The sequence below is a fragment of the Leclercia sp. TB492 genome (genome assembly GCF_049974505.2).
In the GTDB taxonomy this organism is placed as follows: domain Bacteria; phylum Pseudomonadota; class Gammaproteobacteria; order Enterobacterales; family Enterobacteriaceae; genus Enterobacter; species Enterobacter adecarboxylatus_C.
This window is the reverse complement of record NZ_CM127572.1, coordinates 2,923,051-2,936,830: the sequence shown is the minus strand read 5'-3', so window position 1 is coordinate 2,936,830 and position 13,780 is coordinate 2,923,051. Positions and strand designations below refer to the sequence as shown.

The following is a 13,780-nucleotide window of genomic DNA, read 5'->3' as shown; positions in this document are numbered from 1 at the left end:
TCGTTGGGTCGATATTTTATACATATAAATAAGATTTATGTGTTAGTTTAAGAATCCATAATAATGATTATCTTTTACAGGGGCTTAATTCGGTCAGTATGAAGGATTTAGATTTTTTCACATGGCGACGGGAATGCTTCCTCCGTTTTCAGGAGATGACTTCTGCCGACGAGGTATATCCCGAACTTCAGCGACAAACTCAGAACCTGGGGTACGATTTCTTTTCCCTCTGCGTTCGTCATCCGGTACCTTTCACGCGGCCTAAAGTCTCGGTACATTCGACCTATCCGCAACAGTGGATGGCCCAGTATCACGCAGAAAATTTCTTTACCATCGATCCGGTGCTCAAACCTGAGAATTTCGTTCACGGGCATTTACCCTGGAACGATGCCTTATTTGCAGAGGCGCAACCGTTATGGGATGGCGCGCGCGACCACGGGCTGCGTAAAGGGATCACCCAGTGCCTGATGCTGCCTAATCATGCGATGGGATTTCTGTCGGTCTCCAGTACCAGTCTGTCCGTGAACCTTATGGCGGGTGAAGTGGTTGAATTGCGTCTGCAAATTCTGGTGCAACTGGCGTTGACCACGCTGCTACGGCTGGAACATGAAATGGTGATGCCACCGGAGATGAAATTCAGCAAGCGCGAGAAAGAGATTCTGAAATGGACGGCGGAAGGGAAAACATCGGCAGAAATAGCCATCATTCTTTCTATTTCTGAAAATACGGTGAACTTCCATCAGAAAAATATGCAGAAGAAATTCAATGCGCCAAACAAGACGCAGATAGCGTGCTATGCGGCAGCGACGGGGATTATCTGACTACACTTCTGTTCTGCGTGGCAGGCGAGTAAACGGCTGAATGCACTGCGTTCAGCCGTTTTTGTTTTATTGACGGTAAGCTTGCTTGATCTGCTTAACGGTGCTGGAAAATACCTCGGCCTGAGCCTGGTCTTCCATCTGGGCAATCTGGCGTTCCATCTTAATGATCACACGGCCGGCGTCCGCCTGACCCATCGCCTGCAGCATCAGGGTCAGCAGGGATTTCAGACAGGAGACTTCCTGTGCCAGTTCTTGATTATTCTCCGCAGTGGCGAAATCAGGTGTGCTCATTTATTTTCCTCGTGATAAAAACAGCGCTTAAGCGCATAGATCAAAGTTAAGGCGGCGGAGTATATCACAAGCCGTCAGGAAAAACGCAGTGCTTGTTTTTTGTACTTTCTCCCGTTTTGTTTATTCAAATGAACAAACATTAACGCTGAATTTTCTAAGACTTTAGTGTGGGTTAATTGTTTAACGAAGGTAGGATGGAAGTTAATTATTGTTACAAATTTAAAAGGTGTATTTTAACAGCATTAATAGAGTGCTTAAAGTTTGTAAGTTTTTGAAAACATCCGCCTAAAAAAAGTGGCCGAAGGCGCATCGCGCAAGGCTTCCGTTTCCAGTTGATGTACAACTTAATTTCCAAAAAAGAGAGCATTGTCGAAGCCATGCTTTTTTTAACGTTTTCAGTTTCGGATAAAAACCGTTAATATATGCCGAATTAACTGTCTGTAGCCGTTATCCCTATTCTGGAGAATTTCCTTTGATCAACGTCCTTCTTGTTGATGACCACGAACTGGTGCGCGCAGGGATACGACGCATTCTTGAAGATATAAAAGGTATTAAAGTCGCTGGTGAGGCCTGCTGCGGTGAAGATGCCGTAAAATGGTGCCGATCGAATAGCGCTGATGTTGTCCTGATGGACATGAACATGCCCGGCATCGGCGGCCTGGAAGCGACGCGCAAAATCGCGCGATCCTTTGTTGATACCAAAGTGATCATGCTGACGGTTCATACTGAAAATCCCCTTCCTGCAAAAGTAATGCAGGCTGGCGCTGCTGGCTATTTAAGCAAAGGCGCAGCTCCCCAGGAGATGGTTAATGCGATCCGCTCCGTATTTTCCGGGCAGCGCTATATCGCTTCTGATATCGCACAGCAGATGGCACTCAGCCAGATTGAGCCAGAAAAGACCGAATCACCCTTTGCCAGTTTGTCTGAGCGCGAATTGCAGATTATGCTGATGATTACCAAAGGCCAAAAGGTGAATGAGATCTCCGAGCAGCTTAATCTCAGCCCGAAAACGGTGAACAGCTACCGCTACCGTATGTTCAGTAAACTGAACATACATGGCGACGTTGAACTCACTCACCTGGCCATCCGTCATGGTCTGTGCAATGCCGAGACCCTAATTAGTCAGTGAGTGATGTGTTTGAATCCAGTGCTTTCCTGAAAACTGTTACCAGCCAGCCAGGCGTCTACCGGATGTATGACGCCGGCGGGACGGTTATCTACGTCGGAAAAGCGAAAGATCTCAAAAAGCGACTTTCCAGCTATTTCCGCAGCAATCTTGCCTCCCGCAAAACAGAAGCGCTGGTCGCTCAGATCCAGCAGATCGATGTCACTGTGACCCACACGGAGACCGAAGCGCTGTTGCTGGAGCATAACTACATCAAGCTCTATCAGCCGCGTTATAACGTGCTGTTGCGCGATGACAAATCCTATCCGTTTATCTTTCTCAGCAGCGACACCCATCCGCGTCTGGCGACCCATCGCGGCGCTAAACATGCGAAAGGCGAGTACTTCGGCCCGTTCCCTAACGGTTATGCCGTGCGGGAAACGCTGGCGCTGCTGCAAAAGATCTTCCCGATTCGCCAGTGCGAAAACAGCGTCTACCGCAACCGCTCCCGCCCTTGTCTGCAGTATCAGATTGGTCGTTGCCTCGGGCCCTGTGTGGAAGGGCTGGTCAGCGAAGAGGAGTATGCGCAGCAGGTAGAATATGTGCGCCTGTTCCTCGCCGGTAAAGACGATCAGGTCCTGACCCAGCTGATTGCCCGCATGGAGAAGGCCAGCCAGGCGCTGAACTTTGAAGAGGCGGCGCGGATCCGCGATCAGATCCAGGCCGTACGTCGGGTCACGGAAAAACAGTTTGTCTCCAATACCGGCGATGACCTGGACGTGATTGGCGTCTCCTTTGATGCAGGCATGGCCTGTGTGCATGTGCTGTTTATCCGTCAGGGCAAGGTGCTGGGCAGCCGCAGCTACTTCCCGAAAGTGCCGGGCGGCACCGAGCTGGGCGAAGTGGTGGAGACCTTTGTCGGCCAGTTCTATTTGCAGGGCAGCCAGATGCGAACCCTGCCGTCGGAAATTTTGCTCGATTTTAATTTGAGCGATAAGACGCTGCTGTCCGATTCCCTGTCGGAGCTGGCAGGTCGTCGGGTGAACGTTCAGACCAAACCGCGTGGCGATCGGGCTCGTTACCTTAAGCTGGCGCGCACGAACGCGGCGACGGCACTGAGCACCAAACTGTCTCAGCAGTCCACCGTTCATCAGCGTCTTGCCGCGCTGGCGACCACGCTGCAGCTGCCAGAAGTGAAACGGATGGAGTGTTTCGACATCAGCCACACGATGGGTGAGCAGACCGTTGCCTCCTGCGTGGTGTTCGATGCCAACGGGCCGCTGCGCGCGGAGTACCGTCGCTACAACATTACCGGCATCACCCCCGGGGATGACTACGCCGCAATGAATCAGGTGTTACGCCGTCGCTACGGCAAAGCCATTGAAGAGAGTAAGATCCCGGACGTTATCGTCATTGACGGTGGTAAAGGGCAGCTCGGCCAGGCAAAATCGGTGTTTGCCGAGCTGGATGTCCCCTGGGATAAGCATCATCCGCTATTGCTGGGCGTGGCCAAAGGCACTGACCGTAAAGCCGGGCTGGAAACGCTGTTCCTGGAGCCGGAAGGGGAGGGCTTTAGCCTGCCGCCGGATTCACCCGCGCTGCATGTGATCCAGCATATTCGCGACGAGTCGCACGATCATGCGATCGGCGGCCATCGTAAGAAACGGGCAAAGGTCAAAAACACCAGTACGCTGGAAACGATCGAAGGGGTCGGGCCAAAGCGTCGCCAGATGCTGCTGAAATACATGGGCGGTTTGCAAGGATTACTCAACGCCAGCGTGGAGGAAATTGCAAAAGTGCCGGGTATTTCGCAGGGGCTGGCAGAAAAGATCTACTACTCGTTGAAACATTGAGGGCTCTGTAGCAACATAGGGCTAATAATTACTGACAACAAACAGTTACCGTCACTATGCGATTAAACATCCCTACGTTGTTAACGCTTTTCCGCGTCGTCCTTATCCCTTTCTTTGTGCTGGCGTTTTACCTGCCGTTCGTCTGGGCGCCTTTTGCCTGTGCCCTGATCTTTTTTGTCGCGGCCGTGACCGACTGGTTTGACGGCTATCTGGCGCGTCGCTGGAACCAAAGCACCCGTTTCGGTGCCTTCCTCGACCCGGTAGCCGATAAGGTGATGGTCGCCATCGCCATGGTGCTGGTGGTGGAGCATTATCACAGCTGGTGGGTGACACTGCCTGCCGCTACCATGATTGCCCGTGAAATTATCATCTCGGCCCTGCGCGAGTGGATGGCCGAGCTGGGTAAACGCAGCAGCGTGGCGGTCTCCTGGATCGGCAAGGTGAAAACCACCGCGCAGATGGCGGCGCTGGTGTGGATGCTGTGGCGTCCTAACGAGTGGGTGGAGTGGGCTGGTATCGGCTTGTTTATGGTCGCCGCAGTGCTGACGCTCTGGTCAATGTTGCAATATTTGAACGCTGCACGCGGCGATTTGCTTGATCAGTGATCGTTTCGCCGTAATTTTCAGCAAACGATCTTGAGTTAAGAAAAATAACGTTGACTCAAAGCGTCAGGTAAGTAGAATGCAACGCATCGAACGACGGCACGGTTCGTTAGTCGATAACAAAATCAAGTGATTAGCACAATGACTTGATGATTGCGGGAATAGCTCAGTTGGTAGAGCACGACCTTGCCAAGGTCGGGGTCGCGAGTTCGAGTCTCGTTTCCCGCTCCAAATTTAAGACAGTCGCAATAGCGGGTGTCAGTCGCAAGACAAAAGATTTAAGGCGCGTTAGCAAAGCGGTTATGTAGCGGATTGCAAATCCGTCTAGTCCGGTTCGACTCCGGAACGCGCCTCCACTTTCTTCCCGAGGCCGGATGGTGGAATCGGTAGACACAAGGGATTTAAAATCCCTCGGCGTTCGCGCTGTGTGGGTTCAAGTCCCACTCCGGCTACCATGGGAAAGCAAAGAATAATCAAAGCAATAAGCAGTGTCGTGAAACCACCGAAAGGTGGTTTTTTTGTGCCTGAAATTTGGCTTATCTGACATCATTTCGCGATGGGTGACCGCTTTCCGATTAGCTCCTCTGACGATCAGGACCTGCTGAACAGGCGCGACAAATTAGCCCCCTTCAGGAAAATAAACGCCAGCAGCAGGCCGCCCCACAGGGCCATGGTGATATAGCTACTCACCCCAAGAATGTTCAGACCACTCTCCAGCATCTGCAGCAGGATCAGCGCCATCACCATGCCAAAGACCTTGCCGAAGCCGCCGTCGGGGTTTACCCCGCCCAGCACTGCCGCCAGAATCGATACCAGCAGATAAGACTCACCGTAAGAGGCCTTGGCCGAGTTCAGCTTGGACATCATCAGCAGCGCGGCAATCACGCACAGTACAGATGAAAGTATATAAACCCAGATAAGGGTCTTACGGGTGTTGATCCCGGCGTAGTGGGTTGCCTGTTCATTCGAGCCGATGAGGTAGATCGTGCGCCCAAAGGCGGATTTTTCGAGGATCACCCACAGCACCGCCACCACAGCCAGAAACACCAGTAACGGCAGCGGGATGCCGAGGATATTGGTACTGTTAATCGCCAGAATGGTGTCGGGGAAGTTCGAGATCGACGAGCCTTTAGAGATCAGAATATTTATCCCCTTCAGCAGGGTCATGATCCCGAGCGTCGCCAGAATGGGCGAGACCCGCACCACAGCAACCAAAAATCCAATAACCGATCCAATCACGATAGCCATGGCCAGTCCGGCAGCCAGCACCAGCAGCATACTGCTCAGGGTCGGGGGATAATGCGTGGCGACCCAGGCCATCACCAGCCCACAGGCGTTCATGGTGGCGATGATGGACAGATTGATCCCACCGGTAAGGATGGTGACCGCCATGGCTAACGCCAGTACCCCGAGGATCGGCATCTGCGAGGCGACAGACTGGAAGTTGGCTGACGACCAGAAGACAGAGGGGATAAGGCAGCTAAACGCAATCACGACGACGGCGATTAACACACTCAGGTAAATCTCAACGCGATCCTGGGTTTTTCTGGCGTTCATGCTACTACTCCCTGACCTTTGCGCTGACTCCATGCCGTCATGCTGATGCTGGTGACGATCACCACACCGGTAACGACCGTATGCCAGTAAGAGGAGACCCCTGTCAGATTGAGGCCGTTTTGTATCACGGCCAGTAAAATCACCCCCAACAGGGTGCCGAGTAAGGTCCCGCGCCCGCCGACAATACTGGTTCCGCCTAACACCACCGCCGCGAGCACCGTCAGCTCATAGCCCAGCAGGGAGTCGGGGGCGACGGTTAAGACGGTCGCGGACTGGACCACGCCGGCCACGCCGGACATCAGCCCCATATAGCCGTAAACAAACAGCTGCATTTTAAAGATGCCGAATCCCATCCGGGAGGCCGCTTCGCGGTTGCCGCCCATGGCGTAAATCATCCGGCCAATGCTGGTTTTGTTCATGATAAAGCCGGTTAACGCCACCACTACCAGCAGGGTAAGGATTGGCAGGCTTAAACCGTAATCGTAGCCAACGGCAGCGGTGAATTTAAACAGCATCACCCCCTGTTCAAACCACTCCGGATAGCTGTACAGCCAGACTCCTTTGGTCAGGTACAGCAGCAGGCCGTAAAAAATATTGAGGGTTGAAATGGTAATGATGATGGAGGGCACCTTTAGCCGGTTAACCAGCGTGGCGTTGACCAGGCCGAGCAGTAAACCCAGCCCGCCTGACAGCGCAAACGCCAGGGCAAAGTTGCCGCTGGTGCCCTGTATCAGGGTGACCATAACGTACTGGGAGATGATGGTCATGGCCGGGAATGAGATATCGATCCCGCCAGAGATCAGGACGATGAACAGGCCGCAGGCCAGGATGGTTAACATGGCGTAGTTGTTGATCAGGTCGTAGATATTGCCGAGGGTCATAAAATCGGCGCTGGCAAACGACAGATAGCCGCCAATCAAAATAATGGTCAGCCCGAGGAACAGCTCATGGGTTTTCACCCCGATTTTCTTAACCATTGACGACCTCTGCCAGCGCGGCCTCTGTGGTCTTTTCCGGGAGGATCTCCGCGACGATCTCGCCCTTGCGCATCACTAAAATCCGATGGCTGTTAAAGAAGGCTTCGTCGATCTCATCGGTGATCATCAGCACCGCGATCCCCTTGCGTGACAGGGCTGAGATGATCTGGTAGATCCCGGCTTTATTGGCAATGTCGACGCCGACGGTGGGCGAGTCAAGGATCAGTACTTTAGGGTTGATGGCCAGCCATTTGGCAATCGCCACGCGCTGGGCATTGCCGCCGGAGAGGGTGTTAACGGGCAGATCCACGCTGCCAATTTTTATGCTCAGCTGCTCGACGAGTTCCGCGACGATGCGGTCCGATTTAGACCTTTCCAACAGCCTGAAGGGCGTTTTTAGCCGCTTCAGTATGGTCGAAATAATATTGTCATTGATCGACTGATCCATCACCAGGCCGGTGCTCATCCGGTCCTCCGGGACATAGCCAATTCCGGCTTTCACCGCATCCCGGTTGCTGGCGAAATGAACCACTTTGCCCTCCAGTACTATCTCACCGGAATCGGGTTTTGTGAGACCGAACAGGCTGAGGCAGAGCTCCGTGCGCCCGGCACCCAGCAGCCCGGTTATGGCGAGGATCTCCCCCTGATGGATCTGAAAAGAGATATCTTTATATTGCTGAGCTTTGGTGAGGTTATTAACCTTTAGCGCCACCTCGCCAATTTTCTCAATCGGCGGCAGCACCGCATACGAGAACTCTTTGCCGGTCATCAAGAACGCCAGTTTTTTATTATTGATCTCGCTGGCGGGGAAGGTGCCGATCAGGCTGCCGTTTTTCAGCACGCTGATACGGTCGGAGATTTCCAGCACCTCATCCAGCCGGTGGCTGACAAAAACCACGCAGATATTTCTTTTCTTCAGGTCGCCGATCACCCGCAGCAGCCCCTTTACCTCCTGGATGGTCAGCGAGGCGGTGGGTTCATCCATAATGATTAGCCTGGCTTCCTGGGCCAGCGCCCGGCAGATGGCCACGAGCTGACGTTGGGCGATGGGCAGGGAGTCCACGTTGGCATCCAGATCTAATTTCGCATCGATACTCTTCATCGTCAGCGCTGCGATACGGCGGATCTCGCGCTTGTTGACCAGCAGATGGTGGTGGTGCTGGTGAATACCGATATTTTCCGCAACGGTTAAATTGGGGAATAAGGAGAGATCCTGATAGATAACCTGAATTCCGGCTTTAACGGAGTCGATGGGTGAAAGATGGGCGTAAGGTTTACCCTCGATGGCGAGCTCAAAACCGGGATCGGGTTTATAGACGCCGGAGATGATTTTAATCAGCGTCGATTTACCGCAACCGTTCTGCCCGGCCAGACAGTGAACTTCTCCGGGAACCAGCGTCAGGTTGATGTTATCCAGCGCTTTCACACCGTAGAAGGTTTTGCTGATCTTACCCAGTGAAATAAAGGGCGCCATATCTACCTCTCAGGGGCTCATGCCGCACGCCCTGACAGGGCGTGCGGGTTCAACCGATTAATACAGGCTATCAATATTCTCTTTGGTGACGCGCAGGACTTTGTGGAACTTGATAATGCGTTTATCGCTATCGACGTCCGCTTTACCGAGGTTGGGGATCTCCAGACCCTGGGTAATCTCTTCCCCTTTCAGGACCTTGTCGGCGATGGCGGTGATGGCATAACCCGCAGAAGCCGGATCGTAGGTGATCCCCATGGCAATATCGCCGCTTTTAATCAGCGAGGCGGCCTGGGATGGGATCATCATGCCGTAGACAAAGACTTTGCCTTTCGCTCGTTTCTCTTTCACCGCGCGGCCCGCACCGATAGGCCCCTGAGAACCAAATGAGACAATCCCTTTCATGTCGGGATGGGCTTTCATCAGATCGATGGTGGTGCGGCGGGCGTCGTCGATGTTTTCAGCCACCGGCATCCGGTTGGTGACTTCATGCATTTCCGGGTAATGCTCTTTCTGGTATTTCACGAACAGATCCGCCCACAGGTTATGCTGCGGCACGGTCAGGCTGCCAACATAGATGACATAGCCCCCTTTACCGCCAATGGCTTTCGCCATCTCTTCAACGTTGTCGGCGGCAAATTTCTGGTTATCGATAATTTCCACATCCCAGTTGGCGCTGGGTTGCCCCGGGGATTCATTGGTTAATACCACGATGCCCGCCTCACGCGCCTTTTTAAATACCGGCTCGAGAACATCGGCGTCATTAGGCACGATACCGATCGCGGAAACTTTTTTAGCGATTAAGTCCTCAATGATTTTGACCTGTTGTGGCGCATCGGTACTGGATGGCCCCACCTGAGAAGCTTTAATCCCGAGGTCGCTTCCCGCTTTAGTGACCCCTTCACCCATGCGATTAAACCAGGGCATGCCATCTATTTTTGAGATATTAACCACTTCAATTTCTTTCGCCATTGCAGCGGTGGAGAAAACCATCAGCCCGAGCAAACTCGCAGACAATAATTTTGTTAAGCACATTTTTCTCATCTCATACCTCTGTAGGGTGGTAAAAAATTAAAGTGATAATGACGATGTGTTGGTTGAGATAGCCGTGTTCATTTTTAATATTAGGTGAGAATAATCATTGCCAATATTTGTTCGCGAATAAAATAAGCGTGCGGTCGGTTCCTCTTCATTCAGGGAGAGGGATGGGGTGAGGGCGCGCAGGCCGCACACTATTTAGCCAATCCCGATCTCTCGCCCTGCAATTGTTGCGGTTATTCTCGATTTTTTGCCTTCATGCCTGTACAACCCCGCCAGAATGCCGCCTAATAACGGCGCTTAATCTTTTATTCACAGTTAACAGGTCTGTTATTGATGAATCATCTCTATCACTCCGCGCCAGCCCCTGTCTGCTGTGATGAACATTCATTTACAAGGGACAGATAGCCATGCAGCGTCGACAATTTCTTAAATCCAGCGTTCTTCTTTCTGCCGCAGGCTTAGTAGGCCCGGTCGTTGCCAGCCAGACGGTGGCGCAAAACAGCGCTCCGCTCGCCGCGCCGGTGATGCGCCGTCGTTTTGTCCTGTCACAAACCTATAAACTGGCACCGCCGCAGGGCTCCAGCGGGACAGTCAAACTCTGGATCCCGTTACCGGTGGATACCGCCTTTCAGCAGATGACCGGCCTGACGTTCAGCGGTAACTACCAGCAGGCGTATATCACCACCAACAACGCCTATGGGGCTAAAACGCTGTTCGCGACCTGGCCAAAATCCGACGGCGATCTGCTGCTCCAGCTCGATCTGGAGATCGAAACGGCAGACTGGGAGCCGCTGAAGCATGAGGCTCTGAAACACTGGCAGGCACCGGAACAGATCGTCTATCCGCTGGCGGTGAAGCCGTACCTGCTGCCGACAACCCATACCCCGGTTGATGGACTGGTGCGCGAAACGGCGCAAAAAATCACCGCCGGCGAAACCGATCCGCTGAAGAAAGCGCGTCTCATCTACGAGTGGGTCAGCAGCCATATGGAGCGCGATAACGACGTGATTGGCTGTGGCACCGGCGATGTGGCCACCATTTTGCAAAGCGGCAAGCTCAGCGGCAAATGCACCGACATCAGCTCGGTGTTTGTCGCCCTGGCGCGGGCCAGCGGCATTCCGGCGCGGGAGCTGTTCGGCATCCGCCTGGGCCGGGCCAATAAACTGGAGCGTTACTCCGCCAGCGCCTTCGGCAAGGCCGACAGCGCGGGCGTCTCCGACGTCAGCGGCGGGCAGCACTGCCGGGCGGAATTTTATCTGGCGGGATACGGCTGGCTGCCGTGCGATCCGGCGGACGTCACCAAAATGCGTCTGGCGGAGAAAAAAGCCCATCAGGATCCCGATGTGCAGGCGGTGAATACGTACCTGTTTGGCAACTGGGAGATGAACTGGGTGGGCTTCAACTACGGGCGCGATTTCGAGCTGTACCCGGCGACGGAGCAGGGCGCGGTGAATAACTTTGGCTACCCTTATGCCGAGGTGGACGGCGACCCACTCAATTTTTACGATCCAAAGGTGTTTACGTACCACTATGTCTCAACAGAACAACGCTAAGGGTGCAGGGCTGACCCTGCTGACGGCGGCCGCGGCGGCCGTCACCGCCGGGCTGTGCTGCGTCGGGCCGCTGCTCTATCTGCTGTTTGGTTTCTCGGCCGCCGGTTTTGCCGGCCTCAGCCAGCTTGAGTTCCTGCGGGTGCCGATGATCCTGCTCTCGTCAGCACTGATGCTGCGGGTGTTCTGGCGGCTCTATTTTTCAACGCGGCCGTGGTGTACCGGGCGGATGACGCTGAGGCAAATGCGTCTGCTGTTCTGGCTCTCGCTGCCGGTACTGTTGCTGGTACTGTTCTACCCCACGGTGGTGGCCTGGTATTATGAGGTGATGGAATGAAACGACTGCTGATAACCGCGAGTCTGTTACTGCCGCTGTGCGCGCAGGCTGCAAATGAAAAAGTGGTGCTGGACGTGCAGGGCATGACCTGCTCGCTGTGCGTGATTTCGGTCAACCAGGCCCTGCGTGAAACGGAAGGGGTGGTAAAAGCGAAAGCGTCGTTGAAGACGCGGCAAACCGACGTCATCGTCCCGGAGGGATTCCCGACGGAGACGTTATTACAGGCGGTGGCGAAAACGGGCTATACGGCAACCGTGAACCGCATTGAAAAACCGTAAAAATAATAATAATTGATGATGGTTTAATTCATATTATCGCCTTTGCGTCTTTCTTAAATTGTGAGAAAGACGCGCTACCACACAATTATTAATAAATTATGATGATATTGCTTCAATTTGCTGAAGATGAGATGACAAAACGTTGATTTTCCCACCCCCGCGCTCTATCTTTGGATAAGTTTCTCCCTAAAATGCTCCATTTTTATCCCTATATCGCCTTTCCGGCGGTTTTTTTGATCCTTGGCGCCAGCATTTTGCTGCGGCTTATTGTGGATTACGGTCAATATGAATATAACCGCGAGTAAATATACCCTCTGGATCCGCGATATTACGCTTAATCCATGGACAGCTTTTTATTTTCTCCAGTCCGTGCTGATTAATTATTCGTTTGGGTATTCTTTCAGCCTGATCTATTCGGTGGCCTTTAGCTGCGTATTATTTGTTCTCTGGCGGATCGCGCCGCGCGTGCAGAAAGGGTTTATTGCCCTGTGCAGCCTGCTGGCGGCAATGTACTTCCCGTTTCAACAGGCCTATGGCGCGCCGAATTTTAATACGTTGCTGGCGCTACACTCCACCAACGTGACTGAATCCGTTGAGATCCTGACGATATTCCCCTGGCACAGCTATCTGGTTTCATTAATTATTCTGGCACTAGGCGGGGTAGCGCTACGGCGTAAAATTACGCCGCATATGGCGTGGCGCCGCGTGGATATGCTCTGTCTGGCCTTCAGCGTCGCCTGTTTCTTTATGACGCCGATGAAAAACCTGGTCCACTGGGGAAGCTTTACCCTGCTGGATGTGGGCTATCCGGTGTTCCGCTTCGTGAAGGACGTGGTGATCAACAACCACGAGGTGGTGCAGGAAAAAGCACACATGCTGGAGCTGGCTAAAATGAAGGACAACTGGACCGTGCTGGCGGTGAAGCCCCGCTACCACAACTACGTGGTGGTGATCGGTGAAAGTGCGCGTCGGGATGCCCTGGGGGCTTTTGGCGGGCAGTGGAAAAACACCCCCTTTGCCAGCACGGTTAACGGTACGTTGTTCACGGATTTTGTCTCCTCCAGCGCCTCCACCCAAACCTCACTGGGCCTGTCCATGACCCGGGTGAACGGGGGGAATCCGGAGTATCAGAATAACTTCGTCACGCTGGCAAACCGCGCAGGATTCCAGACCTGGTGGTTCTCCAATCAGGGACAAATTGGGGAAAACGATACCGCTGTCGCCAGTATTGCGAAGCGTGCGAATAACGTGCAGTTTTTGCGCAAAGGGTATTATGAAGATGAAAATAATCCCCGGGATGAAGCCCTATTGCAGATGACGCAGCAGGTGCTCTCTACCCGCCACAGCCAAACGCAGCTGATCGTCCTGCATTTAATGGGCTCGCATCCCCAGGCCTGCGAGCGCACCCAGGGAAAATATACCGAATTTGTACAGTCGAAAGAGACCTCCTGCTACATCTACAGCATCACCCAGACCGACACCCTGTTAAAACAGCTTTATCAGCAGCTACAAAATACCGGCGACAGCTTCTCGATGGTCTATTTCTCCGATCACGGTCTGACCTATAAATCCCGTCTGACCGGGGGCCAGTATATGGGGCATGGTGATGCCTTCCAGCAAAACTATCAGGTGCCCTTTATGATCATGTCGAGTGACGACAAAGAGCATCGCCTGATTAAAGCCCGCCGCTCTGCCAACGATTTTCTCGATTTCTTCTCCGTCTGGACCGGGATCGAGGCCAAAGAGTTAAGCCCGAAATACCCCTTTGTCTCGGAGCAGGATGTGGGCTCCCCCTCGGTGACCAACTTTAAGCAGCAGAAAGTGGCGTACGCGCAGCTTCCTGACGATCTCCACGAGTGATGCCAGTCAGGGAGAGCTGACTGGCGGGATCGTCCTG

The 13,780-nt window shown here is 53.4% G+C and carries 13 protein-coding genes and 3 tRNA genes; 11 read left to right on the top strand and 5 right to left on the bottom strand.

Annotation, left to right across the window (positions count from 1 at the left end):
- Nucleotides 1-98 precede the first annotated feature (98 nt).
- A complete protein-coding gene (sdiA, locus tag ACP4QI_RS13935) occupies nucleotides 99-821 on the top strand; it encodes a transcriptional regulator SdiA (protein ID WP_142486288.1) in 723 nt (240 codons plus the stop codon).
- Between the two features lie 66 nt (nucleotides 822-887).
- On the opposite strand, the gene ACP4QI_RS13930 is transcribed toward sdiA, so the two are convergent.
- Nucleotides 888-1,112, bottom strand: a complete 225-nt coding sequence (locus tag ACP4QI_RS13930) for a DUF2594 family protein (RefSeq protein ID WP_103180123.1) — start codon at nucleotides 1,110-1,112, stop codon at nucleotides 888-890.
- Between the two features lie 472 nt (nucleotides 1,113-1,584).
- On the opposite strand from ACP4QI_RS13930, the gene uvrY reads away from it, so the two are divergent.
- The 6 genes from uvrY to ACP4QI_RS13900 all read left to right on the top strand — a co-directional run bounded on the left by uvrY (nucleotide 1,585) and on the right by ACP4QI_RS13900 (nucleotide 5,127).
- Nucleotides 1,585-2,241: a UvrY/SirA/GacA family response regulator transcription factor gene (uvrY, locus tag ACP4QI_RS13925; RefSeq protein WP_142486287.1), complete on the top strand. Its 657-nt coding sequence runs from the start codon at nucleotides 1,585-1,587 to the stop codon at nucleotides 2,239-2,241.
- A complete protein-coding gene (gene uvrC, locus ACP4QI_RS13920; RefSeq protein WP_142486286.1) occupies nucleotides 2,238-4,070 on the top strand; it encodes an excinuclease ABC subunit UvrC in 1,833 nt (610 codons plus the stop codon). Before uvrY ends, uvrC begins: the two co-directional genes overlap by 4 nt.
- Nucleotides 4,071-4,126: 56 nt before the next feature.
- Nucleotides 4,127-4,675, top strand: a complete 549-nt coding sequence (gene pgsA / locus ACP4QI_RS13915) for a CDP-diacylglycerol--glycerol-3-phosphate 3-phosphatidyltransferase (protein WP_032612063.1) — start codon at nucleotides 4,127-4,129, stop codon at nucleotides 4,673-4,675.
- A 152-nt stretch (nucleotides 4,676-4,827) separates the two neighbouring features.
- Nucleotides 4,828-4,903, top strand: a tRNA-Gly gene (locus ACP4QI_RS13910).
- Nucleotides 4,904-4,954: 51 nt separating this feature from the next.
- Nucleotides 4,955-5,028 (top strand) — tRNA-Cys (locus ACP4QI_RS13905).
- A 12-nt stretch (nucleotides 5,029-5,040) separates the two neighbouring features.
- Nucleotides 5,041-5,127 (top strand) — tRNA-Leu (locus ACP4QI_RS13900).
- Nucleotides 5,128-5,263: 136 nt separating this feature from the next.
- On the opposite strand, the gene ACP4QI_RS13895 is transcribed toward ACP4QI_RS13900, so the two are convergent.
- The 4 genes from ACP4QI_RS13895 to ACP4QI_RS13880 are packed head-to-tail and all read right to left on the bottom strand — an operon-like array spanning nucleotide 5,264 to nucleotide 9,721.
- The gene (locus ACP4QI_RS13895) at nucleotides 5,264-6,229 is read right to left on the bottom strand and encodes an ABC transporter permease (protein ID WP_426495304.1); all 966 of its coding nucleotides are present in this window, start codon (nucleotides 6,227-6,229) and stop codon (nucleotides 5,264-5,266) included.
- On the bottom strand, nucleotides 6,226-7,206 hold the full coding sequence (locus ACP4QI_RS13890; RefSeq protein WP_426495305.1) for an ABC transporter permease: 981 nt from the start codon (nucleotides 7,204-7,206) through the stop codon (nucleotides 6,226-6,228). Before ACP4QI_RS13890 ends, ACP4QI_RS13895 begins: the two co-directional genes overlap by 4 nt.
- A complete protein-coding gene (locus tag ACP4QI_RS13885) occupies nucleotides 7,199-8,680 on the bottom strand; it encodes a sugar ABC transporter ATP-binding protein (protein WP_231311991.1) in 1,482 nt (493 codons plus the stop codon). The genes ACP4QI_RS13890 and ACP4QI_RS13885 overlap by 8 nt, the downstream gene beginning before the upstream one ends.
- 57 nt (nucleotides 8,681-8,737) lie before the next feature.
- Nucleotides 8,738-9,721, bottom strand: a complete 984-nt coding sequence (locus tag ACP4QI_RS13880; protein WP_426495306.1) for an autoinducer 2 ABC transporter substrate-binding protein — start codon at nucleotides 9,719-9,721, stop codon at nucleotides 8,738-8,740.
- A 404-nt stretch (nucleotides 9,722-10,125) separates the two neighbouring features.
- Here ACP4QI_RS13880 and ACP4QI_RS13875 point away from each other — a divergent pair, with 404 nt between their 5' ends.
- The 4 genes from ACP4QI_RS13875 (at nucleotide 10,126) to ACP4QI_RS13860 (ending at nucleotide 13,743) form a co-directional block, all read left to right on the top strand.
- Entirely contained in the window at nucleotides 10,126-11,271 is a 1,146-nt protein-coding gene (locus ACP4QI_RS13875) for a transglutaminase-like domain-containing protein (protein WP_285128042.1), read from the top strand.
- Nucleotides 11,249-11,605 (top strand): mercuric transporter MerT family protein, encoded by a 357-nt coding sequence (locus tag ACP4QI_RS13870; RefSeq protein ID WP_426495307.1) that lies wholly within the window; start codon nucleotides 11,249-11,251, stop codon nucleotides 11,603-11,605. Before ACP4QI_RS13875 ends, ACP4QI_RS13870 begins: the two co-directional genes overlap by 23 nt.
- Nucleotides 11,602-11,883 (top strand): heavy-metal-associated domain-containing protein, encoded by a 282-nt coding sequence (locus tag ACP4QI_RS13865; protein WP_156264106.1) that lies wholly within the window; start codon nucleotides 11,602-11,604, stop codon nucleotides 11,881-11,883. Before ACP4QI_RS13870 ends, ACP4QI_RS13865 begins: the two co-directional genes overlap by 4 nt.
- A gap of 285 nt (nucleotides 11,884-12,168) precedes the next feature.
- Nucleotides 12,169-13,743: a phosphoethanolamine transferase gene (locus ACP4QI_RS13860; RefSeq protein ID WP_426495308.1), complete on the top strand. Its 1,575-nt coding sequence runs from the start codon at nucleotides 12,169-12,171 to the stop codon at nucleotides 13,741-13,743.
- Nucleotides 13,744-13,780: the final 37 nt, after the last annotated feature.